Source organism: Nocardiopsis mwathae (assembly GCF_014201195.1).
Taxonomy (GTDB): Bacteria; Actinomycetota; Actinomycetes; order Streptosporangiales; family Streptosporangiaceae; genus Nocardiopsis_C; species Nocardiopsis_C mwathae.
In genome coordinates, this window is sequence record NZ_JACHDS010000001.1 from 2,609,698 (window position 1) to 2,635,878 (window position 26,181).

31 protein-coding genes are annotated in these 26,181 nt (G+C 68.9%); 9 read left to right on the forward strand and 22 right to left on the reverse strand.

What is annotated here, in order from left to right:
- Nucleotides 1–386: 386 nt before the first annotated feature.
- Entirely contained in the window at nt 387–1,799 is a 1,413-nt protein-coding gene (locus tag HNR23_RS11015; RefSeq protein ID WP_184075483.1) for an IS1380 family transposase, read from the reverse strand.
- 356 nt (nt 1,800–2,155) lie between these two features.
- Between HNR23_RS11015 and HNR23_RS11020 the strand changes: the two genes are divergently transcribed.
- Together HNR23_RS11020 and HNR23_RS11025 are read left to right on the forward strand one after the other, a co-directional pair.
- Complete coding sequence (locus HNR23_RS11020) at nt 2,156–2,596, forward strand: hypothetical protein (RefSeq protein WP_184075484.1); 441 nt, start codon at nt 2,156–2,158, stop codon at nt 2,594–2,596.
- Between the two features lie 57 nt (nt 2,597–2,653).
- Nucleotides 2,654–3,013, forward strand: coding sequence for a hypothetical protein (locus HNR23_RS11025; protein ID WP_184075485.1), 360 nt, complete (start codon nt 2,654–2,656; stop codon nt 3,011–3,013).
- A 74-nt stretch (nt 3,014–3,087) separates the two neighbouring features.
- On the opposite strand, the gene HNR23_RS11030 is transcribed toward HNR23_RS11025, so the two are convergent.
- Nucleotides 3,088–3,450: a hypothetical protein gene (locus HNR23_RS11030; RefSeq protein ID WP_184075486.1), complete on the reverse strand. Its 363-nt coding sequence runs from the start codon at nt 3,448–3,450 to the stop codon at nt 3,088–3,090.
- 233 nt (nt 3,451–3,683) lie between these two features.
- Between HNR23_RS11030 and HNR23_RS11035 the strand changes: the two genes are divergently transcribed.
- On the forward strand, nt 3,684–3,917 hold the full coding sequence (locus HNR23_RS11035; protein WP_184075487.1) for a hypothetical protein: 234 nt from the start codon (nt 3,684–3,686) through the stop codon (nt 3,915–3,917).
- 26 nt (nt 3,918–3,943) lie between these two features.
- On the opposite strand, the gene HNR23_RS11040 is transcribed toward HNR23_RS11035, so the two are convergent.
- On the reverse strand, nt 3,944–4,417 hold the full coding sequence (locus HNR23_RS11040; RefSeq protein WP_184075488.1) for a hypothetical protein: 474 nt from the start codon (nt 4,415–4,417) through the stop codon (nt 3,944–3,946).
- Between the two features lie 304 nt (nt 4,418–4,721).
- Between HNR23_RS11040 and HNR23_RS11045 the strand changes: the two genes are divergently transcribed.
- Both HNR23_RS11045 and HNR23_RS26725 read left to right on the forward strand, forming a co-directional pair.
- Nucleotides 4,722–5,429 carry an SOS response-associated peptidase gene (locus HNR23_RS11045; RefSeq protein WP_184075489.1) on the forward strand — a complete coding sequence of 236 codons (708 nt, stop codon included), beginning with the start codon at nt 4,722–4,724 and terminating at the stop codon, nt 5,427–5,429.
- Entirely contained in the window at nt 5,426–5,989 is a 564-nt protein-coding gene (locus tag HNR23_RS26725) for an NUDIX domain-containing protein (RefSeq protein WP_184075490.1), read from the forward strand. Before HNR23_RS11045 ends, HNR23_RS26725 begins: the two co-directional genes overlap by 4 nt.
- On the opposite strand, the gene HNR23_RS11055 is transcribed toward HNR23_RS26725, so the two are convergent.
- Nucleotides 5,986–6,441, reverse strand: coding sequence for a hypothetical protein (locus HNR23_RS11055; RefSeq protein ID WP_184075491.1), 456 nt, complete (start codon nt 6,439–6,441; stop codon nt 5,986–5,988). The two genes, HNR23_RS26725 and HNR23_RS11055, sit on opposite strands and share 4 nt — an antisense overlap.
- Nucleotides 6,442–6,656: 215 nt before the next feature.
- Here HNR23_RS11055 and HNR23_RS11060 point away from each other — a divergent pair, with 215 nt between their 5' ends.
- The 4 genes from HNR23_RS11060 to HNR23_RS11075 all read left to right on the forward strand — a co-directional run bounded on the left by HNR23_RS11060 (nt 6,657) and on the right by HNR23_RS11075 (nt 9,488).
- Entirely contained in the window at nt 6,657–6,857 is a 201-nt protein-coding gene (locus tag HNR23_RS11060) for a helix-turn-helix transcriptional regulator (RefSeq protein ID WP_184075492.1), read from the forward strand.
- Between the two features lie 116 nt (nt 6,858–6,973).
- Nucleotides 6,974–7,579 (forward strand): hypothetical protein, encoded by a 606-nt coding sequence (locus HNR23_RS11065; RefSeq protein WP_184075493.1) that lies wholly within the window; start codon nt 6,974–6,976, stop codon nt 7,577–7,579.
- Nucleotides 7,576–9,195, forward strand: a complete 1,620-nt coding sequence (locus tag HNR23_RS11070) for a recombinase family protein (RefSeq protein WP_184075494.1) — start codon at nt 7,576–7,578, stop codon at nt 9,193–9,195. Before HNR23_RS11065 ends, HNR23_RS11070 begins: the two co-directional genes overlap by 4 nt.
- Nucleotides 9,192–9,488 (forward strand): hypothetical protein, encoded by a 297-nt coding sequence (locus tag HNR23_RS11075; protein ID WP_184075495.1) that lies wholly within the window; start codon nt 9,192–9,194, stop codon nt 9,486–9,488. The genes HNR23_RS11070 and HNR23_RS11075 overlap by 4 nt, the downstream gene beginning before the upstream one ends.
- 84 nt (nt 9,489–9,572) lie before the next feature.
- Here HNR23_RS11075 and HNR23_RS11080 read toward each other — a convergent pair whose 3' ends face one another.
- The 18 genes from HNR23_RS11080 to HNR23_RS11165 all read right to left on the reverse strand — a co-directional run bounded on the left by HNR23_RS11080 (nt 9,573) and on the right by HNR23_RS11165 (nt 26,168).
- Nucleotides 9,573–9,797, reverse strand: coding sequence for a hypothetical protein (locus HNR23_RS11080; protein WP_184075496.1), 225 nt, complete (start codon nt 9,795–9,797; stop codon nt 9,573–9,575).
- Between the two features lie 303 nt (nt 9,798–10,100).
- Nucleotides 10,101–11,027 (reverse strand): peptidoglycan-binding protein, encoded by a 927-nt coding sequence (locus tag HNR23_RS27475; RefSeq protein WP_184075497.1) that lies wholly within the window; start codon nt 11,025–11,027, stop codon nt 10,101–10,103.
- Nucleotides 11,024–11,776, reverse strand: a complete 753-nt coding sequence (locus HNR23_RS11090; protein WP_184075498.1) for a hypothetical protein — start codon at nt 11,774–11,776, stop codon at nt 11,024–11,026. The genes HNR23_RS27475 and HNR23_RS11090 overlap by 4 nt, the downstream gene beginning before the upstream one ends.
- A 58-nt stretch (nt 11,777–11,834) precedes the next feature.
- Entirely contained in the window at nt 11,835–12,095 is a 261-nt protein-coding gene (locus HNR23_RS11095) for a hypothetical protein (protein ID WP_184075499.1), read from the reverse strand.
- A gap of 132 nt (nt 12,096–12,227) precedes the next feature.
- Nucleotides 12,228–12,377, reverse strand: coding sequence for a hypothetical protein (locus tag HNR23_RS11100; protein ID WP_184075500.1), 150 nt, complete (start codon nt 12,375–12,377; stop codon nt 12,228–12,230).
- Entirely contained in the window at nt 12,374–13,183 is an 810-nt protein-coding gene (locus HNR23_RS26735; RefSeq protein WP_246422086.1) for a peptidoglycan recognition protein family protein, read from the reverse strand. The genes HNR23_RS11100 and HNR23_RS26735 overlap by 4 nt, the downstream gene beginning before the upstream one ends.
- A 156-nt stretch (nt 13,184–13,339) precedes the next feature.
- A complete protein-coding gene (locus HNR23_RS11110; RefSeq protein ID WP_246421713.1) occupies nt 13,340–13,813 on the reverse strand; it encodes a helix-turn-helix domain-containing protein in 474 nt (157 codons plus the stop codon).
- Nucleotides 13,814–13,961: 148 nt separating this feature from the next.
- Nucleotides 13,962–14,303: a hypothetical protein gene (locus tag HNR23_RS11115; protein WP_184075501.1), complete on the reverse strand. Its 342-nt coding sequence runs from the start codon at nt 14,301–14,303 to the stop codon at nt 13,962–13,964.
- A gap of 20 nt (nt 14,304–14,323) precedes the next feature.
- On the reverse strand, nt 14,324–15,325 hold the full coding sequence (locus HNR23_RS11120; RefSeq protein ID WP_184075502.1) for a hypothetical protein: 1,002 nt from the start codon (nt 15,323–15,325) through the stop codon (nt 14,324–14,326).
- An 11-nt stretch (nt 15,326–15,336) separates the two neighbouring features.
- Nucleotides 15,337–16,530: a Gp37-like protein gene (locus HNR23_RS11125; protein WP_184075503.1), complete on the reverse strand. Its 1,194-nt coding sequence runs from the start codon at nt 16,528–16,530 to the stop codon at nt 15,337–15,339.
- Nucleotides 16,531–16,692: 162 nt separating this feature from the next.
- Complete coding sequence (locus tag HNR23_RS11130) at nt 16,693–17,421, reverse strand: hypothetical protein (RefSeq protein ID WP_184075504.1); 729 nt, start codon at nt 17,419–17,421, stop codon at nt 16,693–16,695.
- Between the two features lie 759 nt (nt 17,422–18,180).
- Entirely contained in the window at nt 18,181–19,146 is a 966-nt protein-coding gene (locus HNR23_RS11135; protein WP_184075505.1) for a phage distal tail protein, read from the reverse strand.
- Nucleotides 19,147–19,150: 4 nt separating this feature from the next.
- A complete protein-coding gene (locus tag HNR23_RS11140; RefSeq protein ID WP_184075506.1) occupies nt 19,151–23,938 on the reverse strand; it encodes a phage tail tape measure protein in 4,788 nt (1,595 codons plus the stop codon).
- 19 nt (nt 23,939–23,957) lie between these two features.
- Complete coding sequence (locus HNR23_RS11145; protein ID WP_184075507.1) at nt 23,958–24,341, reverse strand: hypothetical protein; 384 nt, start codon at nt 24,339–24,341, stop codon at nt 23,958–23,960.
- A gap of 26 nt (nt 24,342–24,367) precedes the next feature.
- Complete coding sequence (locus tag HNR23_RS11150; protein ID WP_184075508.1) at nt 24,368–24,706, reverse strand: hypothetical protein; 339 nt, start codon at nt 24,704–24,706, stop codon at nt 24,368–24,370.
- 17 nt (nt 24,707–24,723) lie between these two features.
- Entirely contained in the window at nt 24,724–24,990 is a 267-nt protein-coding gene (locus HNR23_RS11155; protein ID WP_184075509.1) for an Ig-like domain-containing protein, read from the reverse strand.
- 83 nt (nt 24,991–25,073) lie between these two features.
- Nucleotides 25,074–25,721: a phage tail tube protein gene (locus HNR23_RS11160; protein WP_449406844.1), complete on the reverse strand. Its 648-nt coding sequence runs from the start codon at nt 25,719–25,721 to the stop codon at nt 25,074–25,076.
- An 81-nt stretch (nt 25,722–25,802) separates the two neighbouring features.
- Entirely contained in the window at nt 25,803–26,168 is a 366-nt protein-coding gene (locus HNR23_RS11165; protein WP_184075511.1) for a hypothetical protein, read from the reverse strand.
- Between the last annotated feature and the right edge of the window lie 13 nt (nt 26,169–26,181).

Consider the following 26,181-nt stretch of genomic DNA (forward strand, 5'->3'; position numbering starts at 1 on the left):
GCGAATTGGATACCTACCGGGGGCGGGCCGTGCAACTGGCTGTGCGGCTCCGTGAGGCCCACACGAACGGTGAGGACCACCCCGCGTTCCCGATCTACCGGGTGGTTGAATTCCTGCGGGCCCAGTCCCACGCAGGCACCTCCGTGACTGGCCTGCCCGTCATGCGGCGACATCAGCAACATCATGCTGGCGTGGGACGGGCTCATGCTCTGGCCTCGTTGTTTCACGGGGGTGACCTGCTGCGCGAATGTCCGTGATGCCGGTCTTGTTCCCGCTCGGGACACGTGTCGCGCAGGACCGGTCAGCGGCCGTCGCGCCGCGCGCCGGGCCCCACCATCCCGGAACCTCTCGGAACTCCACCTCTCCATGCTCGCGGGGACGGCGGATCAGGTTCTGGCCGGCGGGGGCAGAGCGCGGATCGCTGCGAACGCGGCGGCGATCTGAGCCGCCCACGGCCAGGTCGCGTCGACCTTCAACCGGCGTCTGCGCTGGCCGTGCACCAGCCGGGCCGCCACGTGCAGCAGCTGGAGCCGCATGGTCTTGGGGGCAGCCGCCGCCAGCTCGCCGGAAAGAGCGAGGAGCTGGAGCCAGGCCCGCAGATCAGCGGCGATCGCTACCGCGCACAGCCAGGCGGCGTTGACGTGGGCGTGGCGGGAGGGCAGCCTGCCCAGTCCGCAGGCTTTGGAGTCGCGGATGCGCTGTTCCACCGTGGCGTGGTGGCGGTGCCGGGCATCGAGGAACGCGGTCTGCCCGCGCGCGGTGTTGGTGGAAAACGCCTGGTAGCACTGCCCGGTGCGTTTCTCGTAGTCGGTGGCGCCGCGTTCGTAGCGCGGGTGCAGGGGTTCTGTGCGCACGATGACCCGGTGGCCCTCGGGCCAGTCGTGCAGGTCGCCGAGCAGGCCGGTGATGTCGGCCACGAAGCCGCCCTGGCGTGCCTGCCCGTCGGCGCCTGTGGCGGCCTCCCACAGCCCGAGCCGGTCCAGGGCCTCGATCGCGGCCTGCTCGCGTTCGCCGACGGGCCATCCGGCTGAGTACTCCCAGGTGTAGCAGGGGCTGGTGCGGCCCCCGGCCGAGGCGATCCAGCCCAGCAGGTCTTTGGAGGCGCCGGCCCCGTCCAGGCGGAGGAGCACCCGGCGCCGGTAGGAGCCGGGGACCTGGTCCACTGCGGCGTGGAGGACGGCGATGTTGTCGCCGGGGTGGTTGGGGGCGGCTGAGCCCTCGCGCAGGTCCGCGACCAGCATCTCGTGGGTGTTGGCGCAGTAGGCGGTGAGGGGGTGGTGGCCGTAGGTGCCTTTGAAGGTGCCGCGGGCGCCTTGTTTGGCGGAGGCCGATTCGATGATGGTGGCGTCGGAGTCGATCACGGTCACCCCGGTGAGCGGGGCGCCGTCGATCCGGACCTGGGGGAAGCCGTCGGGGCGCTGGTCGAGCAGGTTCCACACGTGGCGGCGCACGGCGGCCCGGGCGCGGGCGATGCGCGCCAGGCGGCGGGGGCCGGTGGCATCCAGCATGCGCCAGGTGGTCGCTATGGAGGCGGTGGGGCCGATGACCGGGCGGTGGTGGTCGAGCAGCGAGATGTCGCGGATGTTGGTGGCGCCCAGGGTGATGGCGCAGGCCAGGTCGGCCATGATCTGGCCGCGGTCCCAGGAGCGTGGCCGTGTCGGCTTCAGGGCGGTGGACAGGGCGGTGGTCAGCCCGGTGCGTTGGGCCAGGAGTCGTAGGTGCGGGCCGCCGACGTGGCCGACGATGTTCTTTCCCTCCGGAACCACGCACAGGCCGTCGGGCCACTCGGTATCGTGCACGCAGAAGGTGCTCCTCGCTGCTTTGGGTTCGACTCTCGACAAGCCGTATCCAAGCAGGTCAGGGGCGCCTTCGCTGCGTTTTCAGATGATTCGTTCCCTCATGGCGCCGACCCCAGTGAAACACCTGGGCTGGGGGACATGCCCCGAGGGCCACCGGTGGGCGCCACGCTATCCTGGCGGGCCCCTGACAGCTGAGGCTTACAACGCGCTGCAGGCCTCTCTGGACGGTTAGGTCCACCCGGCTGTCCGGCGGGCCCGGCACAGCCTTCTCGCGGGGCACTCTGAGCCTCCCCTACCCGATGGTCATCCCCCGGCCAGGGGTTGCCCGAGTCACACAAGAAGATCATCCTTGGCAAATGGAGGCAAATGACCACGGCGAGCACCGCCACACCCACATCGGCACCACCCCCGCCGGAGGCAGCCTCTACGCCCCCGGGCTCGACCTCACCGACCTCGACACCGCCGCCCTGGTACGCGACCGCACCGCCACGTTCGACCGGTTCATCGCCCACGTCGAATCCGGATGGCGCCCCGGCCTCGACCGCAGAGACCAGGAACGAGCGGCCCAGGCCGGGGACGACCTGATGGAGTGCCGCCTGATCGACCGCGCCGGAATCGACCCCCGCGAGGAAGGCCTCACCTCCCGCCGGGTCGGGCGCGGTGAACGCGAGTACACGCTGCGCCTGTACCGCGACGGCCGGATGCACACTGCCCGCGACGTGCTGCCTGACCACCTTGGCGAGGAGCAGGTGTGGCTGCACATGGTGCATCTGCTGCACAGCGGTGAAGCCACCTGATCCCACAGCCTCCCGCCCGCTGCCCGCGCCCTTCGACCTGCCGATACGCTCTCCACTATGGGAGCGTGGCGGGAACGACCGGACAACTGGCCATGGGGCGTGCCGACCACCGACACCCCGGGGTTCGTCGACCACGCCGTGCACTGGCTGGCCGAGCACGCCATTCCGGCCCGTGTCGGAGTGCTCGCGGGCGAGATCTACGCGTCCCCACGCGCCACGGCCCGGACGGGGTGGCGGTTCCTGTCCGCGACGGCGCAGGCGTTCGAACGGGAGGCGGCCACGTTGCGGCGGGAGCTTCGCGACGTCGGCCTGGACCCCGGTGTGGTGGACGAGGTCGTGGCGATCGCCGCCCGCGATGCGGCGCGTGGCCGCGCCCGTGTGGCGGAGCTCGAAGCGATCGGGCCGCACCTTCCCTAGCGTCTGACCGCCGCCCTGTCACCTCAGCGACACCATTACCCCCGAACCCGCACATCCGCCCTACCGCAAGGCCGCTACCGGGCACCAACGCCGGGCCCGCCTGGGACGGTGCCCTGCACCTCGGGCGGTGAATACCGCCACCCATAGCCGTAGTGGTGACGGAGGTACCGGTTGCGGGTCGCGGTGCGCGACAGGCCCACCAGGCGCGCGGTGCGCGTGTAGGACAGCCCTACCTCGTCGATGAGGCGGACGATCTCGCTGGTGGACACGTCGGGACGCGGGCGGCTGCCTCGGCGGCGCAGGCTCACACCTTCAGCCCGCAGGTGGTCGCGCACCACGGACGGTTCCCGGTCGAACGCGTGCCCGATCTCGTAGGAGGTGTAGCCGCTCCGGTAAAGCTCGGCCATCGCCCGGCGCTGCTGCTCGCTGATCCCCACTGATGCCTGCCTTTCGCATGCGGCACAGCCCGGCCGGTTTGGCCGGGGCTTCAACGTGGACAGCTTGGCGAGCTGTGGAGTCAGGAAGTCAGCGTAGCGAACCTGGTGCGGTGTGCCCGAGCAGCTGGGGCCGATGTCGGGGTGTGAGCGGACTGTCCACAGCCACAGAATCCGCTTGGCGGTCTGGGTCGCTCCCCGGCGATGGTGGAAGCTCACCGACACGGGGAGGGCTCTTGTACCAGGTATGGGACGCCGACCGGGGCGAGCTGGTGAGCTCCGGACACGACACACCGGAATCCGCGGCCGCGCTGATCGAACGGGTCCTGGCCGACGTCGCCCGCCACGCCCACCTCGGGCACGGCGACATCGCCCTGTGCCTGGAGGTACGCGACACCGCTGGGGAGGCCGTGACCCTGCACACTTGCGGGGATATCTTTCAGTCACCTGCCCGGCAGAGCGACCTCTAGCCGCTGATTTCTACTGCCCGGCTCACTCACCGTTCCTCCTCTCCAGCAAGAAGCGGATTGCAGATAGAGATAATCTCGCTACGGGAGTCGTTGGCGGCTATGATGATACGGTTCACACGCTTGCTGTACTCCCCGCTGCGCATGGCGTTTGCCCAGGCGCGATAGGCGTCCGCTGAGCCGCTGAGAATCCGCGAAAGCTCATCGTCGTCGGCGTGCTCGGCTGCCTCATCGAACTTCTCCGCGGCGAGGTCGATGTCCTCGCCATACGTTCCACTCCTGATACTCCCGCCAGGCCCAACCGCGGACCGGGTGAGTTCGCTATCCGCGTCGCTCCACATCTCACACGCTTCCTTGTCCGCGATCCCTCCGTCCACCATGCGGGCTAGTTCCTCGAAGTTCGTTATTCCGAAAAACGCGAGGACCGCTAAGAGCATGCCCACAGCTCCGATCCAAATCTCGGCGCCGCTGGACTTGGCGTTGCTGGTGTTGTCATCGCTCACGTCGTCTCCTTGTGCCTGCGGAGGCCACGGTTCGTCTTGCTCCGGCGCCACGAACGGCGAGGGGCTGCCTGAAAGCGCGGTGGGGTGCCGGGCCAGGAGAACGCCCCAGGAGTGATTTCCATGGATTGTGTGTAGCCGCAGGGGTTGTCCCGGTGGAAGCGTCCGGGCGGCTTTGAAACTGACCGGTTTCGGCCGCTTAATCCTGTGGTTCCTCGACCTCCTTGGACAGGTGCAGGTCAGGGTGCGCCGGTGAAAAGGGAGTGGCGAGTTGGCCACAGTTGGCTTGCTCTTACACACTGGGGCCATGTGCGGTAGGTACGTGAGCGCCCGCAACGACCACGAGCTGAAGCTGTTCTACGCCGTCCAGCACCGCGTGGGCGAGGAGTTGGCGCCGTCGTGGAACGTCGCGCCCACGCAGACGGTGCGCATCATCCGCGACCACCAGGACGACGGCCAGGTGGTGCGGGAGCTGCGCAACGCCCGTTGGGGGCTGCTCCCCGCGTGGGCGAAAGACCGCAAAATGGGTTCCCGGCTCATCAACGCGCGCAGCGAAACCGTCACCGAGAAGCCCGCGTTCCGGTCGGCCGCGCGGAGGCGCCGGTGCGTGGTTCCCGCCGAGGGGTACTACGAGTGGACGGCGGCCAACGGCGGGCCCAAGACCCCTTACTACCTGCACCGTGCGGACAACGAAGTGCTGTCGTTCGCCGGGCTGTACGAGCTGTGGCCCGAGCCCGACATCCCCGACGAGGACGACCCCGCGAAGTGGGTGTGGACCTGCACCATCCTCACCCGGCCGGCACCCGAACCGTTGGCGTACATCCATGACCGGACCCCGGTGATCCTGTCTGAGGGCATGGTGTGTGATTGGCTCGACCCGGCGATCACTGGCAAGGCGGAGGTGCGGGGCATGGTCGATGCGATCCCCGATCCTGAGCTGGCGGCGCATGTCGTCGACCGGCGTGTGGGAAGGCCGAGCAGCAACGACCCGAGGCTGATCGAGGCGGTCAGGTGAGCAGCGACGACCCGCAGCACGGTGGTGTGGAGCAGCGCGGACCGTGGGCGCGGCACGCCACGACTTCCTTGCTCACCACCCGGCGGCTTGCGGTGTGGCGCGACGAAGTCACCCTCCCGGACGGCTCCCCGGGCGCCTACGACTGGGTGGAGGCCCCGGACCTCGTGCGGGTCGCCGCCGTCGACGACGACGGGATGGTGGTTCTGGTCGAGCAGCACCACTACCTGGCCGGGAACATGCTGCAATTCCCCGGGGGCGCCGTCGACCCCGGCGAGTCTCCTCGGGCCGCTGCTGAGCGGGAGCTCCGGGAGGAGACGGGGCTTCACGGCGGGGCGTGGACGCACGAGGGTGAGGTTTACCCCCTGCCCGGACTGTCTCCGCTCAGGGTGCACCTGTGGTCAGTGCAGGGGGCTTCACCAGGGCCGACAGCCCTGGAGGGCGGTGAGGCCGACCTGAGGGTGGTGCGCCTGCCGCTGACGCAAGCCGTGGGGGACGACCGGGTGCGGTGCGCGGCGAGCCTAGCGCTTCTCCACTCCCTCGCCGCCCGGCACACCCGCTAACCCGCAACCACCGGGGGGTGCAACCCCAGGTCGGCCCCCGTGATCTCAGAAAGCCGACCGACGATCCGCCCCAGGGGTTCGGACAGCGCGGCGAGGTCGGCGCGGCACGCCGAAGCGTGACCCCACGCGGTTTCGTGGTCGGCCGGTGGGGTTCCTGCGGGGCGGGTGCGCTCATGGGCGGCCAGCAGCGGCTCCCACCGGTCCAGGACCGGCTCGACGAGCGCGCACAGCTCGATAGCGGCCGGGAGCAGCCGCACCATGGGGGCCGCGGACGCGGCTGGGAGTTCGGCTTCACGCAGGGCCGCACGGGTCTCCCCCACCACCGTGCGCAGGCAAGCAAGAGTCTCGCCCACGGGCCGCGTGGTGGAGCCGAGGCGTACTGTGTCGACGCGGGTGGCCAGCTCGACCTGGATCTTCCACGCGGGGGCGATGTCGGGTGCGGTCTGTCGCATGCTGCCTATCGTCGCAGAGGCTGACATCACCCGCCGTCTCCGCTTCACCACGGCTGGTCGACGGTGGGCGCCGTCGCGAAATCGGACACGTGCAGGCTCGCATCCTCACCCTTCTGCGACTCGACGCCCCCCAGGTGCCAGCCCTCAGCGGGCGGCCATCGCCTCACATCGGGGGGGGGTAGCCTGCGGGGCTGGGGCGGCTAGCGTGTCCTGTCATGGAGCAGGAAAAACTCACCGCGGAGCAGGCCGCCGCGAAAGCGGGCGTCAAGCTGAAAACGTGGCATGCCTACGTGTCGCGGGGCCAGGCGCCGCAGCCGGACGGCCGCATGGGGCGCACCCCGTGGTGGTGGGCGTCCACGGTCGATGAGTGGATCGAGAACCGGGCGGGCCAGGGGGCGCGTACCGACCTGTCCTGACATGTGTGCTTTGTGACCGGGGTGGCCGGATGCGGCCACACGGCTAACTTTACAGTCTGAAACTGTAAAGTTTGGGACATCCCCCCGCTCCCGCCCCACTCCCCGGAAGGACCACGATGCCCTCTCCCACCGACCGCTCCCCCACCCTCACCCGGGTCGTCTACCTCCGCGGAGCCGGAAACAGCGGCCAGATCTGGGACCGCGTCCGCCACGCCATGTGGAACCGCGGCTGGGCCACCGTCGTCCACCGCAGCAACGCCTGGCACCTCGACCGAGGCGGGGTCCCCGTGGTCATGTGCGACTTCTCCTGCGACCTTGACCGCACCCCCAGCCCGTGGTTCGGCTACGACCGCTACTGCGAGATCGGGCTCGTCCGCGCCCGGTACTGCCCCGACATCGTGTACACCACCCTCGGCGCCGAACTGCCCGCCGCAGAACAGGCGCGACTGGCCCGCGACCCCAACATCGGCAGCACGGTCCTCAACACCCGCGTGCGGGTCCGCTCCGAGGCGATGGAACTGGTCTGGCTCAACCACACCGCCCCCGACCGGCCCTACCGCGACGCCCGGCCCGACGAGCTCAGCAGCGAAGCGAACGGCCTCAACGAGGTCTTTGACGAGGAGCAGTTGGCCGACTGGGTCACCGCCGCGTTCGCTGCCGGAAAGACACTGCCCGCTCCCCCGCTACACACCCCTGAGACGGCATCCGAGGGGCAGGCATGACCGGTTACTCCTCCAACACCTACACCGCCCCCATCGACCTGTCCCACCTCGACCCCCACGAACCCGCCGCCCACCTGCGCTACGCGTTCCTCGGCCGCGTCTCCACCCGCGACCAGCAGGACCCGGCCACCTCCATCCCCGGCCAGCTCGCCCGCGCCCGCACCGCCCTGCCCCCAGGAGACGACTTCATCGCGTGGTACTGGGACGTCGAATCCGGCGCCCTGCCCCTAGACCAGCGCGGGCAAGGCGACTACACCGGTATCGACGTCGGCGTCCCCCGCACCGGCGGCGTCGCCGAATGCCTCGCCGACGCCCACCGCGATGTGTTCGACGCCGTCGTCGTGGACGAGATCTCCCGGCCCGCCCGCGACATGCTCGCCTCCCTGACCCTGGAGGAAGAACTCGACCGGGCCGGCATCACCTACCGGGTGGCGGCCGAACCTCCCGGCATGGACCAAGGCGCCCGCTCGACCCGCTACATCCTGCGGCACACCAGCCGCATGACCGCCGCCTGGTACCGGCTGCAAATGCAGGAGTTCACCGAGCGCGGGCAGCGCGAGCACGCCCGCCGCGGGTTCGCCCACGGCAAACCGCCCTACGGGTATGTGGACCGTTTCGTTGAACCGGACCGCCCGCTGAAAGGAGGGCTGTTCGAGCGGCGCACCCCCCGCGTGCTCGTGCTCGACCCCGACGAACGCAAACCGGCCGCCGTCGCGCAGATGTTCCGATGGCGGACCGGGGAGGACCGGCCGGTGTCGCTGGAGGACATCACCGGCCGCCTCAACGCCGACCCCGACCGGTTCCCGCCGCCAGGCGAGGTGGGGTGGAGGTTGCAGACCGTGCGCGCCCTGCTGATGAACCCGAAGTACACCGGCTACATGGTGTACAACCGCAAGGGCACCCGCACCAACGGGCACCGGTACAAGCCCTACCGGGAATGGGTGTGGTCGGCGGAGCCGGTGCATCCGGCGATCGTGCCGCTGGAGACCTGGGTGCGCGCCCAGGAGGTTTCGGCCAAGCACAACCGCCGCCAGCAGGGCACCGGGTGGGTGCAGGAGGCGCTGGGCGTGTTCGGGTTCGACCCGACGCGTGTGGCCTCCTCCAAGGCCCACACCCTGTATGAGGTCAACGGTGCCCGGTTCGCCGTGCCCCGGCGGCCGGTCCCCGAGCCGGTTGCCGAAGCTCTCATCGAGTCGCTGGCCGGGCATTTGTGGTCCGCCGGGCCGGTGCGGCCGCCCGCCCCGACCCCGGGAGGCGCGACGGTGCTGGTGTGTGAGGCCGAGCGTGTGGGCGGCTCCTGGGTGGGTGCGGCCCCGGCCGGGTGGGCCTGGACCTACGCCCCGTCGCTGGATGAGTTGACGCGGCGAGCTGCGGACGCGGCGGCGCTGGCTCTGGGCGCCGACCCTGCGCATGTAGCGGTGGGTTTGGATGTGCACGCCCCCGGGGTGGACGAGCTGGAGCAGGCCCGGCAGGCCGAGCAGGAGGCGTTGGCGTGGGCGGTGCGGAGCCTGCGGGAGTCCGGGGCGTCGTGGAAGGACATCGCCCGGGTGACCGGTACGACCCAGGCCCGCGCGAAATCAGCGCTGGTCAGCGGAAACGTGGAGGACTTTCAATGAGCGCACGACATGGCAAGCCGCAGACCATGACGATCAGGGTCGAGGCCACCATCACAGTGGATGCCGAACGCGCACACCTGTGGGCCCTCACCCACGGGGAGCAGGGACGCGAGGGGTACCTCCGCCTGTTCGCGGCTGACCTCTCCGAAGCCCCGGCGCTAGTAGAGACCGGGGCCAGGCTGATGTGGCACCGGCTCGGCGGCAAGGTGCCCGAACCGGTCGAGCTGGCGGCCCTCAACGGCCGCACGGTGCGCGACCAGGTGCGATTCGACCGCGACGCCGCCTTCTTCTGAGGCCACGCTTCGGGCCGACCACATCCGAAGATCCGATCGGTGAGAGCGTTCATATCACCGCTCCATGCGGGGGTGGGGCACCCTTCAGGCTATCCAGCCGCGCCACACCCACCGGCGCGGGTCAGCCGGGGGCGGGTCGGGTTCGTAGACCGCCCGCGCCCCCGGATCACCCCCCGGGGCCTTGTGGTCATCGTCCACGACCAGGTAGGCGCCTGGGTCCGGGTCCTCATAGATCGCCGCGTGCTGCATCTGCTGGACGGACCCGTCCATCGGCCCGCCGATGAGTTCCACATCCACCCAGTTACTCATGGACGCCAGCCTGCCGTATGCGGCGCGCGCCTCGCGGCCCGTTATTCCGCCTGGGCCCCGTCTGGCGCAGGTGGTGATGCAGCGGGCGCCCGACGAGCTGAAAGGGAGAGTGGCGGGGGTGCGTTCGCCGCCGGGTCGGGCGGCAAAGCGGTCTCCGCGCCGGTGGCCGGGGTGTTCAGGTGGCACTGGCCGTGCTTAGGCCACAAAAAAACGGCGCCCCTCCCGCCGAAACGGAAGGGGCGCCAGAGTTTCACACTAGGCCGTGGAAAAACACCCGATACCGGGTGTGCTACCGCAAGGGCTTCACAGCGGAAGCCCGACCGTGAACCGCGCCGGGCGCGGCTCCGGGACCGGGGTGGGGTCCGGCACCGGCCCGACCCACCCTTCATCCGACACCGCCAGGTGCGACACCCACAAGGGCGGGAACCGGCGGCCCAGCTGGTAGTCCATGGCCGCTCGGGTCTCCGGCCCCGGAATGCCGTCATCCGGGCTGATGCCGTACTTGGCCTGGAACTTCTTCACCGCGAAATAGGTGCCGTTGCCGAAATCCCCGTCAGCCCCGGCCGGGCCGATGTCATACCCCAGGTCCTGGAGCTCGCGCTGAAGGTCGCGCACCTCGGTACCCTGGTCACCCCAGTACAGGGTGCGGCGGCGCAGGTACCGGTACCCAGTGAGCCCCATCGGCCCCGACAGGCCCTGGCCCCAGGTCATGGTGTGCACGTCGGTGGTGGCGTGCCCTTCGAACACCCGCAGCTCGGTGCGGCTGCCGTCAGAGTGGAGTTCCAGGCGCAGCCACGCACCGGGCGGGTGGCGGGCGCCGGTATGGGTCGCCGGGTCGGCGTCGGCCGCGATGTCGTACTTCTGCAACCTCGCATAGAAGTTCCCGGGGGCGGTCTGGTAAGTGAGCAGGCCTGTCTTCCCGAACGCGGCGTGCCACCGCACTTCGCTGGCGCCGTGCCCCGCCTCCTGGGTGGGCGGGTGCCACAGGTACCAGCGCACCCACCACTCACCCTTCGGTAGCGGGATGAGTAGTTGCGGGGTATCACCGCGGTGCCGCCCAGAGTCGACCCGGATCGAAGGACGCCCGTAGATGGTGCGGGCATCGTCGTAGGTCGCGCGCGACGGCGCGGTGATCGTGACCGTGCCGGAGGCCGCGGAGTCCGCGAGCGTCTGGTTGGAGGGCCGGGTGCCCGGCTGCCCGGCCAGGGTGTTGTCAACGAGGAGCGTCACCGGATCGTCACCTGCACCGTCAGGTCCTCAGCCTCCGCCTCCTCGGGCACATCGACCTCGACCGTGACGCCGGTGCCGTCCGACACCTCCACCTGCGGGCGAATGAGCGCCCACGGCTCTTCGGGGGTGATGGTGACCGACGCCGCCACAGCCCCGCCCCGGGTGTCGGGGTCGAGCAGGACCACGCGGACGCCGATGGTCCCCTCCGTGATGGTGGCCTGAGCCCGGAGGACGATGATGGTCTGGTTGCGGCCCTCCAGGTTGTGGTACGGGTGCGGGGAGCGCCGGGATTCCAGCGGGCCGCCCATGTGCCACATCATCGGGTGGGCGGTGGCCACATAATCCCCGCCGCCGTCGTCTCCCCCGGTGGTGTTTTCCAGGGCGGTAATGCGGGTGTTGAGCTTGGTGACGTCTGCCGGCCAGTCGGTGGACGCGAGCAGGTGACGCGAGTGCTCCCCGGCGTCGCCGCTGCTGGTGTCGGGGGCTTGGCCGACGAGCACCCGTTTCACCTCGTCCGGGGCGCGGAATCGGGGGACGGCGCCGCTGCTGTCCGCTGTGATTTCCGCGACGGGTTCTCCCCGGTGGTCCATGAGGTCGGTTAACCGGTCGCCGGTGTCGGGGTCCCACACCCACAGTCGGGCGCCGGGGATGAGGACGGCGGTGGCCCCGAGGGTGTCGGGGCCGACCTGGACCTGTTGGCCGGGGGCGACCACGAAGTCTGCGGGGGTGCCGCCGAACTGGTACCGCACGGGCCTCCCTTCGTTCAGCGGGGGCGGCCCCACGGTGCGCGGGGCCGCCCGGGTGGGTTTAGGCGCGGTGCGTGGCGCCGCCGGTTGCGGCCGGTGCGGTCTTGTCTCCCTCGACGAGGCGCTGGACGTATGTCGCGATCGCGGTCAGCACGGCCGACCCGGCCACCGGGGCGAGGCTGGCGTAGTCGATGACCTCCCCGGCAGACACGGTGTTGAGGATGACGGTGGCCAGGGCGACCAGGACGACGGAGACGGCGCCCTGGGCCATGGTGCGGCCCGAGCGGGTACGAGCGTCGGCGTGGACGTGCTTAGCGGGCAAAGGTGGTCCTCCAATGGGTTGGTGGTGCGCCCGGACCAGGACAGTCCAGGCGGAACCGACGCCCCTGGACCATCGGGCGGCCCAGGGGCGTGGTCCATGCGGTCCGCCCCAGGTGGGGCGGGGTGGTACGGGCTAGTGGGGTGCGAGGAACACGACCGGCCCGGTCGAGCAGAGGATCATGTCGCTGCCCGCCCACACGGTGCAGGCGGCAGTAATCCCGGCCGCGAACCCCGCGGCGAACAGCAGGAGGCGGCCGGCGGGCCGGTTCGGGTGGCGGGTCACGTGACGGGGGCGGTCCATGCGGCGTCCCATGTGGCCCGGCCGATCAGCGCGTCGACGCCCAGCCCCTTCTCGGCCTGGAACTGGCGGGCCACGCGTGCGGTGCGGGGCCCGTAGAGCCCGTCCGCGTTGCCGATGCCGACCCAGCCCCGGTCGAGCATGCGCTGCTGCCACCGCCGCAGGTCAGAACGGTGGGAGTAGAACCCGGACACCTGCCAGTTCGGGCCGGACTTGGGGCCAAACGCCCACCGGTGCGGGAGCGGGAAGGTCGGGGCCTTGCCGGTGGGCGGCGTACCGCCACTGCCGCCCGGGGTGCCGCCGCTCCCGGTGATCTTGCGGGCGCGGGCGACGATCTCATCGAGCTGGGCGACGATCTTCGGGCCGGGGCAGGAGGTGTGTCCGCCCCACGCGGAGCCGCCCATGCCGTGCCAGCCCAGACCCCGGCCTGAGGTGGAGTTGGTGCGCTGGAGCGGGATGCCGTGGGTGCGGTGCGCCCACGCGAGGATTTCGGCGTTGCGGTCAAGCTGGGCGTCGGTCAGCCGGTCACCCCCCTTGCCTTCGTTCTCGATCGAGATGCAGAAGCTGTTACCTGCGGCCTGCGCCCACGCCCTGTTCGCGGTGTCCACCCACTGGTACAGGGCACCGTTCTTACCGGTCCCGAAGTGGGAGGAGGCGCGGGCGCGGGACTGCCGGAACCAGGAGTCGGTTCCGGTGAGCGTGCCCTCCATGATGTGCACGACGACGATCCGCGGGGAGATCCCGCCGCCGCTGTAGTTGACGGGGATAGGGCGCCACGTGGCGCCCGGCATGCGAGCCAAGCGAGGTCCTTCCGGTTGAGGGCATGAAAAAAGCCCGCACGATGGCGGGCGTTGGGGTGGGGGTGCTCTAGATACTTGGTGGGCTTCAGCTGGTCACATCAACTCCTTTGGGTGTGAGTATGTGGCGACCACGCTGTGTAAACCCCGTCAGTCGCGCCAGATGACCACGGCCATGTCCATCAGCTGGTTGAGCTCCCGCTCGATCTGCTCGCGCGAGCGCTGGTCGCGCACCACCTGCGAGACGGTGACCGGGTTTCCCCTGATCATGCGCGTGAGGTGGTAGACCGGGTACCCGTCCTGGATGGTCCAGGAGAGCCCCTTCTCCGTCGGAACGGACGATCCGGAGTGGTCGACCTGGGCCGCCGCGACTTCGGGCTCCCCCCCGTCGAGGACCGCCCGCACCGAACCGGGCGCCCATCCCAGCGTCTCTTCCAGACGGCGGATGGTGAGGTCCCGCGGGAAGCTGCGCCCGCGGCGAATATCACGCAGCGCCTGCTCCGAGGTGCCGGCCCGGACCGCGACGTCCTTCCAACGCAGACCCAGCTCCAGGCGGCGGTCGTCCATGGCCTGATCGAGCAGGTCGTACCTGGGGTCGGCGGGGGGCGGGGTGTGCTGTTCCATGACCCAAGTTTATGCCAACTTGCAGCTAGCTAGGAACAACTTTGGCCTAGTTTGCTCTTCCTGGTGGCCCGAAGCACATCCCCGCTTCCCCCCACCAGGCGACGCCGTGACCCCCCATCACCCATCCACGTGCCGAAGCGGCGAGTGTTCACCGTCCGCCTCCTTCCACATCGTCGACCCGTGTCGTAAGCCGGTGAACCGCGTCCTCGGTGCGCTTCACGGCGTCTTTCAGGCTGCCGCCGTTGTTGTGCTGCACCTCGTGGCGGACCTCCTCCACCCGTTCCTCCAGTGCGGCGACGCGTTCCATCAGCCCTGGGCGCGCCTCGACTCCCGCGCGCTCGGGCTCTCCGGCGAGGTCGTCCACCAGGTGCACGACCCTGCGCACCATCCGGCCGACCCGGCGGGCTCCCATCGCGAACGCCCCGACTGCGGCCACGGCCCCGGCTGCGGCGGCGTACCACGGCTCGATGCCATTGATCCATGCGGGCAAACCGCCCCTCCTCTCCAGAGTCAGAGCGAGTACTGCCACGAGTCGAAACTGACCCACGCCGGGCGGTGGTCGGACTGGCGGCGGATGATGATCTGCCCCGGCAGCCACGACGTCGCACCGCTCGACGCGATCGTCAGATTGACGCTGTGCGACCCGCCCGCCGCCGCCACGTGCCGCGTGTACCCGCCCGGCCGCGCCACCGCTGGCACACGGGCGATGTAGGTCTCATCGGGCATCGTCCCGCCGTTGGTACGGGCGATCATGCCGCGCAGCTCCACCCGGTCTGGGGCGATCATCCTCCACCCGGGCGTGTACCCGGAGTTGTGCCACTTCGTGTACCCCCTCCGCAACTCCAGGGGCTTCCACGGTGTGGGGTAGGCGGCGTCGACAAGGGTGCGGTACACCGGCTCCGACTGGCCGGAGGAGTGAAGAAGCTGCCCGTCATACACCCGCAGGCGGCTGGTGTCGGTCTCCCAGATCAGCGCCCCCACGTGCGGGTGGCGCGGCCGCGAATCCGAGGTGCAGGGGATCGCCCCATACGGGACGGTCCACTCCCGCACCCCCTGATCCACCCCGCCCCCGGCCACCACCGTGGAGCCCCCCGCGATGCTGATGTGGGCCAGGCCGACCTCCCACCGCCCATCCGGTTGCCGAACAGGCATAGGGCGGGAACCGCCCGGGGTACCCTCGACCACGGCCAGCCCCACGGTTCCGGTGTCCGGGTCGGCCCGGATGGCCACCAGGTCGGTGCGCGGCGCCGACGAGGTGTTCGGGGTGACGGGGCGCTGGATAGGGGCGGTGTTGCGGTACCAGTACCCGCCGACCAGGGCATAGCCCGGGTGGATCGTGACCAGGGCGGTGCCGTCAGCGGTCACCTCGAACCGGTCGGCGTGGTCGGCCGGTTCGCCGGTGCCCCACGCCCCGTGGACGACCCCGGACGGGGCGAACTGCCTGAACCAGCGGGCGAGGTCGACGGCGCGGTCGATGGGTGAGTCGGGCATGACGCCGTACTGCTCGGCCACAGAGAGCCTTTCTATGCTGCTTGGAGTCGGTCCACGTCCTGCCGGAGCCGCCGCAGCGCCCGGTACACCTTGGGAATGTGGATGGGGTCGCCGACGATCGGGGTGATGGTCTGCCCGTGGTCGGGGGTGCGCCGGTAGACGACCTCGCGGATCACGTCCTGCACCGGGCCGCGGTCGGTCAGGAACGTCACCCGGTCGCCGAGGTCGACGTCCCTCCCCCACTGGATGCCCTCGGTGCCCAGCAGCTCGAACGCGACGGTTTGGGTGCCGGCGGCTTCGGCGAACCGCTCGTCGGCGAGCTGCCGTGTGGCTTCGTCGGGTGGCCGCCACTGGTCGTCGTCTTCGGATTCGGGTTTTTCGGCGAGGTCACGCTGGTCGACGAATTCTTCGAGGCGCAGGTTCGGGAACAGCGGGGAGGTTCGGGAGTACTCGAAGAGGAGCCGGTCCTTGCCCTCCCCGCCGCACCCGTAGACCAGGTGGGTGACCTCGGGCGGGGTGAGCTCGTAGGTGTAGCTGCTGACGTTGCCGAGCTCCACCCCGAACGCCACATCTGAGGTGAGGTCGCGCGGCTCGTAGTACTCGAACACCAGCTCTGTTGCGTGTTGGAGGATGCGCCACCCCACCCCCGCCCCGTTCGCGACGGCGAAAAGGTGCTCGTGCAGGTCGGTGAACCGCTCCGCGCTGGCCAGCCGGGGGCCGCGGCCCTGCGATACGGGGACCGTCAGGCCGGGGTGGCGTCGGGTGCGAAGGGCGGCGGGACCGGCGTGGCGGGACAGGACGGTGCTGATGACGGTCTCAGCCGGGCCGCGGATGGTTTCCCGGTCGGTGGGGTGTTTGACGCCCTTCGGGGTGATGGGGGCCAGGTGGGACGGGTAGATGACGCGGCGGAAACCGGTGGTGTCGCAGGCCCCGGTTGCGGTGATAGTGCCCGCGCCGGTGGGGTTGGTGGTTCCGGCGTCCTGGGTGCCGGTTTCGTCGGTGATGTGGGTGATGGGGCCGGAGAACACCACTCGGCCGTCGACCTCGAAACTGATGCCTTCCCCTGTGTCGAGAAGTTCGGCCGACGGGGTGCCTGCTGCGACGGCGATCTTCCATGACCCGGCTGCGAGGTGACGGGCGTGGATTTCGAGGTCGTGCTCGTCGTCGATCTCACCAGTGAAGTCACGGTCGTGATTGCGGACGCGGATGGCCCATTCCTCCCGCACCTCTTCCCCTCTCCATTGTTCGGCTTGGGATTTCACGCGGGAGGTCTCGGGAGGTCCAACTCAGCTGAAAGTTACGGAGGTAGGCATGCGCACGCAAGAAACGCTTGGTGGCCTGCATACATGGCGTTTGTCCGATGCGTACTCAGGCCGAGCCAACTTGCTTCAGTAGAGAACACCCCGAGAAGTCGCACCTGAACTTTCGGACATGACCGTGTAAATCCCCGAGCCAGGGGGATATTCCACTGAAGCACGGTGCATGCGCTGGTTAAATTCAGAAGTGGGCCATCGGGTATTCTCGTCCCACCTGATCCCTCCAAGTTTCGCCGTGTAGACTTCCACGCCACCTGACGACAGATCCGCCCCTAGAAAATCGTTTGCCGACTCTTCAATCAAGCGAACAGCGGAACTCAAATCATTATACATACCCTTAACCTCCTGCCGAGAAATACGTGCAGAAAGCGCAGAAAAGTAAAGTTTATCTTCGTACCACCCAAGGACCATCACAATCCTTGAAACTGCACGCCATCCATCCTCAAGTTGTATCCCGAGCCCTCTCTTGGCAACCACTTCGCGCATTTTACCCACCGCTTCATTGCGGCCATACCTCAACCGAAGAAGATGATGAGGGACCGGACGGCCTCGATTTGTTTTTCCGCGTAGAATGTAGTCATCAGACACAAGAATCGCCCTACTTCGAACTGAGCCCAGAAAATCGAGGACGTCAGCGAGGACATCTGAAAGCTGGAGAATTACAGCACGAAACACAAGTCGTTGAATCGGCGAAACTCGGCGCAATATGCTCGCCGCTGATGTTAGCGAACCATGGATACTTCGCTTCGCCAGTTCCTCTTGCACCTGACCTGCAACCTCCGCCGCTGTTAGGCGGTTCATAGCCCGACTGCAGACCAGGCCCACAGGGAGAGGCACAGAGCGACCTGAGGTATGTGGTCGCCGAAATCCCGGAGACCGCAGAGAGAACGCGGCCAGCACCCGCCCCAGGAAGCTCTCAGCATTCAGGGTCATTCCGCACCTCCCTCACCTATTTTCCTCTGACGCCCTTCTGTTGAACGAGGATGCTGAACCTCATGCCTTGTGTTTATTCCCCCCTCAGGGCTCTCCGGCACGTCACCTGGCGGACACACATCGGGTTGGCTACTGCCATCCAAATGGCTGATTTGCTGCGCTGTATCGACGAGGCCGTTCATAGCCGCGCGTCCGACGTTCCTCACCGCGAGTGGCACCAGGGTGGCCAGCAGTTGCGCAGCTGAGAGCGCCCCCAAGCCCACCAGAAAGGCAACGAGCGGGTTCATGGACTGCGGGAACGTTGCCCCGATCGCACCTGCGACCACACTGCTGACGAAGAGCCCGAGGCCCACTGCCACAAAGTAGGCGCCTGCCCCTGGAGCTGGAAGGCGTTCCTCTCCCGGCCTCACGTCCGGCAGCCTCTGGGATGGGTTTAGGGGGTCCGCTCTCACCTTCCAGGGTGCCTGGCCATGCCACATGATCGATCTAATGGCGACGAGAGCATGCGAAACACCACCTCCCCCTAGCCCCCAGATGGCTACCCAGTACCAATCCATGCGTAAAGGTTAGGTTGGATTGGCCCCCTCGTGAGGAATTTCTAGGAAATTCACCAGCGCGCACCATGCGTCAGCACGTAGCAGCGATTGGTGTGTAGCGGAGAACAAGTCGGGAATTATCGGACATCTGTCCCGTCTCGGCATCGATGGTGTTGTCTCCTGGCCGTAGCGGCCACAGCGTTGAACCGGGCTGGGTGAGGTAACGGTAGGCGTTGGCCCCGTCCAACCGCACGGACTTGCGGCGGGGCCGGGTGTCGATGACCAGCGTCTCCCCCTCACCGATGGCACGGTCGATCTCCAGCCACTTCCCCGTCGTCCGGTTGGCCAGCCGCACCCCCGGCCCCAGCGGGCCCTTGAGTTCCCACACCGGCCAGGTGCGCACCCCTCCCTCGATGCGGATGGGCATGCCGGGGCCGATCGCGGTGGAGTCGCGGACACGCACCGGCAGGATCGGCAACCAGGTGCCGTCGTCGCCGGTGGGGCCTCGGTAGATGAGTTCCACCGGATCCAGCTCCCAGTACGGTTGCTCGCACCTGAACTTCAGCCCGAGCGTGGCCCAGGTGAGGCCTTCGTGGTCGCGGCCCATGTCGCCCTCCGCGCCGCCCTCGTAGTGGGCTGTGATGCGGCGCCGGGTGCCGTCGAACTCGGTGACAGTGATCGTCCCGGCCCCACCCCCGTGGGCGGGGAACGGGTCGAGATCCCTGGCGAGGGCGCGGCGCCGGTCGATGATGTCGCGGCGTGATTCCCCGTGGACCCTGATAGGGAGGAAGACCTCCCGGGGCAGTGCGCGCACCCCGGCCACCTGGTCGCCGTCGAGCACCCCGGACTCGCGCCTGTAGTACTCGTACTCCGGCATGCCCAGCCCGCGGGCACCGTCGAGCAGCGTGCACCCGCCTGCCCAGTCGGAGAGCACCGTCACCCGCCCGGCGGCCGATGTCCAGGTGATGCGGGTGGTGTAGTCGACGGGCCGAACCCACCCGGGTGGCCTGCCCCCACCGCCGGTCTCGGGGGGTGGGGGCAGGTAGATGATCGGCACGCTCTCACCTCACTGTCGGGTGCAGGGCCTCGTAGTCCCGCAACGCGGTGACGACCTGGCGGGCCGTGGACCGGGGCGCCCGGGTTTCGGTGATGTGGAAGGTGTGGCCCTCCCGGGCGGCCGGCTCCCTGTTCCGGTCGGCTCGGATGTCGGCCCACTGCTCCCGGGTGAGCACCGGCTCCGGGCCACCAGTGGCATTGGCCACCAGGTTCAGCCCCGGGGGCAGCCACCCGCCGTCGTCATACAGCGTCGGCACACCTATCGACGCGCGCAGCGCCTGGGTGAGCAGCGGCGTCGTCGCCGCCGTGTTGTCCGCGCGGTCCTGGAGGAGGAAGTCCTTCCAGTCGATGATGCCGCCAGTGGCCATGGCCTTGGGCCGCAGGATCGCGGTGGCGGAGTTGACGTACCCCTTGTTGATGCGGACCGCGTTCGACTCGTTGCCGCCCACCGTGGTGTTGCGGTCGACCACGATGTTGATGTGGCCGTTTCCGCGGTAGGTGGCGAGGTCACCGGTCCGCCGCTCGCTCAACGGAACATGCTTCATTCCCCCGTTGAACGATGCGACGGCTGCCGACCAGATGTTGTTGTACCGGTCGGCGACCTTCGCGTCCTTGATGATCTTGGACACGAACATGGCGCACCACGGCAGGCCGTTCATTCCGAACGCCCGGGTGAACTCGTTGGAGTAGTCCGAGCCGCCGAAGTTGCCGACCTTGGACTTCGCGAGCTTGATCATGCTGCCGAAGTCGCCGCCGAGCTTCGGCTCGATGACCTTGCCCAACCAGGAGGTCAGGCCGCTGATCATCGACTTGGGTAGTTTCGCCACGGCGTCGCCGAAGCGGCCCATGCGGCCGCCGCCGATCGCCGCCAGGGTCTCCCCCACCAGCGGGTCCAACGCGGCCTTGGCGGTCTTTTTCAGCCCGCCGGTGAACCCGTCCGTGGCGGCCCTGGCGAAGCTGCCGATGCGGTCGAGGATGCCGCCGTTGGCGAACGCCTGGTGGGGGACCATCCCGGACAGGGCGTTGCGCACCCCGGCGGTGCCTCCGCTGCGGGCGGCCGAGTTGATCGCGTTGACCCACCCGGGACCCACAGCTGCGGTGAATTCGGGGCGCATGACGGATTCGCCGCCGGACAGGTCGAGAATTCCGCCTGTCGGTGAGAAGAACCGGTGCACGTCCTTGCCGGGGGTGTACCCTGGAAGTGTGCCGCCGTCAGCGAATGCCATCCGAGAGAGCTTGTCCATTTTGACAAGCCCAGCGACCTTGTTCCAAACCGCTCGGATACCGTTGTTATAGACGGTGTCCACAACGAATTGGACCGGTTTCTTCGTGGCAGACCGGATCTTATCCCAAGCAGTCTTGATGCCCTGCTGCGCCCGTTCGAAAGCCCTGATGCTCTTCGCGCGGAAATCCTCGAACACCTTGACTGTTCGGTCGCGGAGTGATGACGCCCGCTGCGCCACCCAATCCCGAAGTGTCGCGACCAGCTGAGCGGGTTTATCCCGCACCGCAGTGAAGATCGAAACTGTTTTGTTCCGCAAGTCCGCGTAGGTGGAAACCGCCCGGTCACGAAGCGACACCGCGCGCTGAACGACCTGGTCACGCATGCCCTGCACACGGCTGATCGCGTCATCGCGCAAACCGGTGAAGAGCCCGACCACGCGGTTCTTCAGATCGACCGCTGTCTGCACCATGTCATCGCGAAGTTCAGCGAACTTCGAACCGACTTCGGAGACCTTGGAAGAGATCGCCTGACCGACCAGCGACATCAGCCCGGTGAACTTCTCAGTCAGCCATTTACCGAGCTCGAAGACAATGACACCGAGAACATAGAGAACAGCGGCCGCCACCCCGAGCAGAAGCGCGGGGATACCAGCGACGACCACCGCGACCGCGATCCCCAGGCCAGCGAGGATCTTCGGCCCCCACTCGGCCAGCCAATCGACGATATTCGCCGCGTTATCAACAGCGGAACTGAGTTTCGCGGGAAGTTCTTTCGCCCACTCAACAGCGGAATCCGCTAGCCCACGCAGTTTCTCAAGCGCTTTGTCTTTAAGCCCGTCGACCCATTCGACAATGGCGCCTGTGTCGATCGCTTCGCTGATCTTTCCGGGGATCGACTTGACCCGATCGACAATGGACTGCGCGAACCCAGTCAGGTGCTCGTGGGCTTTGCCGGGCAGCTCCTTCAGCCACTCCAGCGCCGCGTCGCCGATCTCCGAGACACGCGGCCCGACCCGCCCTGGGAGCTCGGTGGCCCACGCGATGATGTCGTCGCCCAGCCCGGTCAGCCACCCGGCGATGTCCTGCCCTATGCGGGTGAGGTTGTCCAGGTCGAGGATCCCGGCCAGCAGATCCATGAGCCCCTGGCCGAGGTCGACCATGGCGTCGTAGAACCGGGCGGGCAGGTCGCCGGCCCACGCCACCAGGTCGTCGCCGCGGGCTTTGAGCCAGTCAGCGGCCTGCGCACCGGCGTCCTGCAACGCGGTGACAATCTCGGAGAAGCTGGGCGGGTCGGTGAAGACGCCGACCAGGGCGTCCCACCCGTCGACGAGGGCGTCCCACGCCGCAGACGAGGCGTCGACGACCCAGTCCCAGCCCGCGACGATGGCATCCCAGGTGACCTGGCACGCCCACACCACGGGTTGGAGGACCGACATGATCGCCGCGCCCATGGCGTTGAGCCCGTCGCGGAACCACTCGCAGTGCTGGTAGGCCTCGTAGATGGCCACCCCGAGCAGCACCAGGCCGGTGATGATCAGCCCGACCGGGTGGGCATTCCAGGCGACATTCAACGCCCACTGGGCCGCGGTCCACGCCAGGGTGGTGCCGCGAACGATCTTGACCCACGTGTTGTAGGCCTTCATGCCGAGGACGCTGCGGCCCTGGGCGGTGGCCTGCTGGTTCCACAGGAGGGTTTGGGAGCGGATGGCCGCGCTCAGCCGGGTGGCCAGCGGGGCGCCTGTGGCCATCGCAGTGTTGATGTTGGTCCAGCCGCGCCGGAAGTTCCCGAGCGTGGTCGCGGCCGCGGCGGCAGCCCCCGCTGTGCGGTTGATGCCGGTCGTCAGCAGCCCGACCGTGGTCACGACTTTGCCGCCGACCCACACCATGGGGCCGATCGCGGCCACGACCATGCCGATCGTGGTGGCGGTGGACAGCAGCTCGGGGTTGGTGTGCGCCAGGTCTTGGAGTCCGACCGTCAGCCACTTCACCCGGTCGGTGGCCTGCTCCAGCATCCCGGAGTCGCCGATCGCGATCAGCAGGCCCTCCAGGGCGGATTTCAGTTCCGCTAGGGCCCCGTTGAGGCCCTGCATCTGGATGTCGGCGATGTCCTGGGCAGTGCCCCCGGCGCCCTCCAGCTCGGTGGTGAGATCCGAAAGCGCCCCGGAACCCTGCTCCAGCAGCGCGGACATGCCCGGCCCGGCCTCCAGGCCGAAAATGGTGAGCATGTCGGCCGTGGAGGCCCCCGAATGCTCCAGTTGGCCGATGATGTCGACCAAAGGAAGCATCTGCCCGGTGGAGTCAGCGACAGACACTCCGAGCTCGTCAAGGGTGTCCTTGACCGCGCCGGTCGGCTTCAGGAGGCGGCTGATCGCCCCGCGCAGCACGGTCCCGGCCTGTTCGCCCTGGATACCGGCGTTGCCGAGCAGGCCGACCGCAGCCGAAACCTCTTCGAACTGCAATCCGGCGGACTTAGCGACCGGGCCGATGTACTTGAACGAGTCGCCGAGCATCCGCATGTTGACGTTCGAGGACGTGAACGTCTTGGCGAGGACATCGTTGACCCTGGTCAGGTCGCTGGCGGCGAACCCGTACCCGGTGAGGATGTTGGAGGCGATGTCGGCCGCGTCCGCCAGGTCCAGCTGGCCGGCTGCCGCCAAGTCCAACGTTCCGGGAAGGGCGGTGAGGATGTCGTTGGCGTCGAACCCCGCCATGGCCAGGTAGCCCATGGCGTCGGCGGCCTGGGAGGCCGAGTACTGGGTGGACGCGCCGAGCTGCTGGGCCAGGCCCCTCAGCTGGGAGAACTGGTCGCCAGTGGCACCGGAAACCGCGCGGACGCGGTTCATGGACGACTCGAAGTCCCCGGCGGTGGACAGCATCACCCCGGAGGCCGCCACCAGCGGGACCGTCATCCTGGTCGTGGCCGACCGGCCGACCGCCGCCATCTCGTCCCCGGCCGACCGCCACGCCCGCCCCGCCTCGGCGACACCTTCGGAGGAAGCGGCGGTGATCGCCCCACCCACAGCCCCGGACAGGGCGGAGGTGATCGCGGGACCGGCCTTGGCGATGACACCGCCGAGGTCGCGGGTCGAGCGGGCCAGCGCTGCCGACAGGGCGGCCCCACCTGCCGACCCGGCGCGGGTGCCCTGGGCCGACATGGCGGCCGGGAGGGTGCGCTCGGTGGACTGGGCGACGGCCTGGACTGCGGCGCGGGTGGCGGCCTGGGTGGAGGCGGTCAGGGCGGCCCCCATGGACCGGTCCACCGCACGGGCCGCCGAGGACGACAGGGTTTCCCCGGCGCGCGCCCCGGCCGCCCCCATCGCTGAGGGCATGGCGGTGGTGGCGGCGCGCCCGGCCGCCTTCGCGGTCTTCTCCCCCGCCTCGCTGGCGGCCTTGGCGGCGGTGCGGGACACTTCCCGGCCAGCGGCGTCGGTGATGCCTGATCCGAGGCGGGTGCCGGTGGTGGTGGCGGCTTTCGCGGCGGCGCGGGTCGCCTCGGCCCCCAGCCGTTTGGAGAAGTCGCGCATGGACGGCAGGACGTTGAGCCAGACGGCGCCGACAGTGGAGGCCACCCCCGCACCTCCCCTTTTCCTACTGGTCGTGGTTGCGGGAGTGGGCGGGGGTGAGCCGGGCCACCATCGCCTCATAGCCGTCGCGCAGCGCCTGCGCCTGCTCCTCGCGGGCAGCCTGCTCGGCCTCGTCCGTGGGGCGCGGCACCGGATCGGGGCGTTTGATCGCCCGCGGATTCTTCGCGTTGACCGCGGCGGTCAGGGTGGCGTGCTCCCGCACCGCGTCCGTGATCGCCGCCAGCAGGTAGGTGTCATCCGACCAGGTGTGGCCGCGCGCTGACCGGTGCAGCGCGGAGTCCGGCGGCAGGTGCTCCACCAGGACACGCAACTGCCGCAGGGTGATCTCACCCCGGAAGTACTCGGCTACCGCGTCGCGGTGGTACTCGGCGATGAGCGCCGCCTCCACCGCCTCGGGGTGGTCGCCCAGGAGGTCTAGGACCGTGTAGGGCGCCCGTCCACCAGCTCGTCCTGAAGGCTGGCGTTGACATCGAGGAAGACCAGCATGACGTCAGCGTCACGATGCTCGGGGTGGGCGATGAACTGCTCGTACTGGTCGCCCAGGATCGCGCGGGCCTTGTCGGAGGTGGTCTTGGCGGCGTCGAAGGCCTCGCTCCACTCGTCGTCGGCGAACAGCGGGTGCGGGAAAGCGTAGGTTTCCCCGTCCTCACCGTCGAAAGCGACCTTGGCCTCGTCGTCCAGGCCCAGGGTTTCGGTGTACTTGCGGCGCACCGCGGCGAGGGTGCGGCGGGTCTTGCGGTTCTTCTCAGCCACTCACGGGCTCCAATCGTCTACTTCTTCTTGGGGATGGCGGGTTCCAGGTCCGCCGACTCCGGCGAGATGTGCAGGGTCTCGGGATCGGGCTCGGTGACGGTCACCTCGGCGGTGGCCTCCAGGCCCCTATAGGTGGCGGTGATCGTCGCCTCACCGGGGGCCACGGCGGTGGCCGTCCCGGTCTTGTCCACGGTGGCCACACTGGTGTCCGAGCTGGACCAGTCCGCGTCAGCGGTGACATCACCGTGGTTGGTGGTGGCGGTGAACTGGCGGGTGGAAGCCATAGGTGTCCCCTCCAGGGGTGGTGTGCGGTTGGTGGTCGCCCAGCCCACTCACACGGTGAGCCGGACCTCGCGGGGCGCCACCCTCAGGAAGAAGGGTCCGGCCGCCCACCAGCGAGTTCACGCCACCCGGGGCCATCCAGCCAATTCAGGACGTCCGTGCCGAACACCGGGTCCATGTAGGCCTTGACAGTGGTCTCATAGCCGGTCGCGTCAGAGCGCGACTCCTGGGCGCCGCCCACGTCGGTCACCGCGCCGCGCGGGAACAGGCGCGCCCGGACACGCTCCTGGCCGGTGGTCTTCGACCGGTCAGAAGCGAGGAACAACCACCGCCGGTCAACGGTCGGCGGAACAGCGGGCTTGGCCCACCGCAGCGGCTTGCCCAGGTCAGTGCCCAGTTCGTCGAACTGCAACCCCTCGTACAGGGCGATGGACACCGGGCTGGTTTCGAGCATGGTGAACTTCGCTGTCTGGGTGTCGCTGTTGATGTCGTCGCGCACCGAGGTCGCTTCCTGGGCGGCCTTGGTCTCGGCCAGGTCCCGGTCCCGGTCATGCGTGGTGCCGTCCTCACCGGTGTAGCCCACCGGGTACCAGCCCTCGGGCAGCGGCTCCAGCTCCCCCGTGTCCGGATCGAACAGCTGGTCAGGCACAGGGGTGGTGTAAGAGGCGACGAACACCGCGGTGAACAGGCCCTTGAAAACGAGGTCCTTGTTGACGGTGTAGAGGCTCGCCACGTCGGGCAAAGCGGATCTCCTTGCTGTGAGTCACCCCCGCGGCGGTGTGGCAGGCACGCAGGGGTCAAGCGGTTTAGGGGCTCAGCCATCAGAGCGGGACGCGAGCCGAACGATCTGGAACGTGCGGTACAACTCGGGGTCGGGGTGGGTGGCTTGGCCGGGGCCTGAGTGCAGCCGCACGTCGTCGACCAGCACGTTTTGGTAGAAGCGGGTTGATAGCGCCACCAGCTCCTCGGTGGCGGCGCGGGTGGTCGCCCACACCACTTCGGGGTCGGTGTCCAACGCGTCGAGCTCGAACAGGACCGTGGTCTCCCCCGCATGGGTGCTCTGGCCTCCGGGGGCGCGGCGCACCCGCACCACCGGCAACTCCTCCCGCAGCCGCTCGGCGGCCGGGAGTTTCGTGCACACCCGCACCTCGGGCAGGCGCTCGGCCAGCCACGCGACCACCAGGGCGGTGAAA

Bases quoted from the DNA above. Each gene is read 5' to 3' on its own strand.
- HNR23_RS26735 (WP_246422086.1), bottom strand. From the start codon at position 13,183: ATGCCGGGCGCCACGTGGCGCCCTATCCCCGTCAACTACAGCGGCGGC.
- HNR23_RS11025 (WP_184075485.1), top strand. From the start codon at position 2,654: ATGGGAGCGTGGCGGGAACGACCGGACAACTGGCCATGGGGCGTGCCG.
- HNR23_RS11155 (WP_184075509.1), bottom strand. From the start codon at position 24,990: ATGGCTTCCACCCGCCAGTTCACCGCCACCACCAACCACGGTGATGTC.
- HNR23_RS11080 (WP_184075496.1), bottom strand. From the start codon at position 9,797: ATGAGTAACTGGGTGGATGTGGAACTCATCGGCGGGCCGATGGACGGG.
- HNR23_RS11065 (WP_184075493.1), top strand. From the start codon at position 6,974: ATGCCCTCTCCCACCGACCGCTCCCCCACCCTCACCCGGGTCGTCTAC.
- HNR23_RS11075 (WP_184075495.1), top strand. From the start codon at position 9,192: ATGAGCGCACGACATGGCAAGCCGCAGACCATGACGATCAGGGTCGAG.
- HNR23_RS11060 (WP_184075492.1), top strand. From the start codon at position 6,657: ATGGAGCAGGAAAAACTCACCGCGGAGCAGGCCGCCGCGAAAGCGGGC.
- HNR23_RS11055 (WP_184075491.1), bottom strand. From the start codon at position 6,441: ATGCGACAGACCGCACCCGACATCGCCCCCGCGTGGAAGATCCAGGTC.
- HNR23_RS11045 (WP_184075489.1), top strand. From the start codon at position 4,722: ATGTGCGGTAGGTACGTGAGCGCCCGCAACGACCACGAGCTGAAGCTG.
- HNR23_RS11110 (WP_246421713.1), bottom strand. From the start codon at position 13,813: ATGGAACAGCACACCCCGCCCCCCGCCGACCCCAGGTACGACCTGCTC.
- HNR23_RS11130 (WP_184075504.1), bottom strand. From the start codon at position 17,421: ATGAACCGCCTAACAGCGGCGGAGGTTGCAGGTCAGGTGCAAGAGGAA.
- HNR23_RS11020 (WP_184075484.1), top strand. From the start codon at position 2,156: ATGGAGGCAAATGACCACGGCGAGCACCGCCACACCCACATCGGCACC.
- HNR23_RS11070 (WP_184075494.1), top strand. From the start codon at position 7,576: ATGACCGGTTACTCCTCCAACACCTACACCGCCCCCATCGACCTGTCC.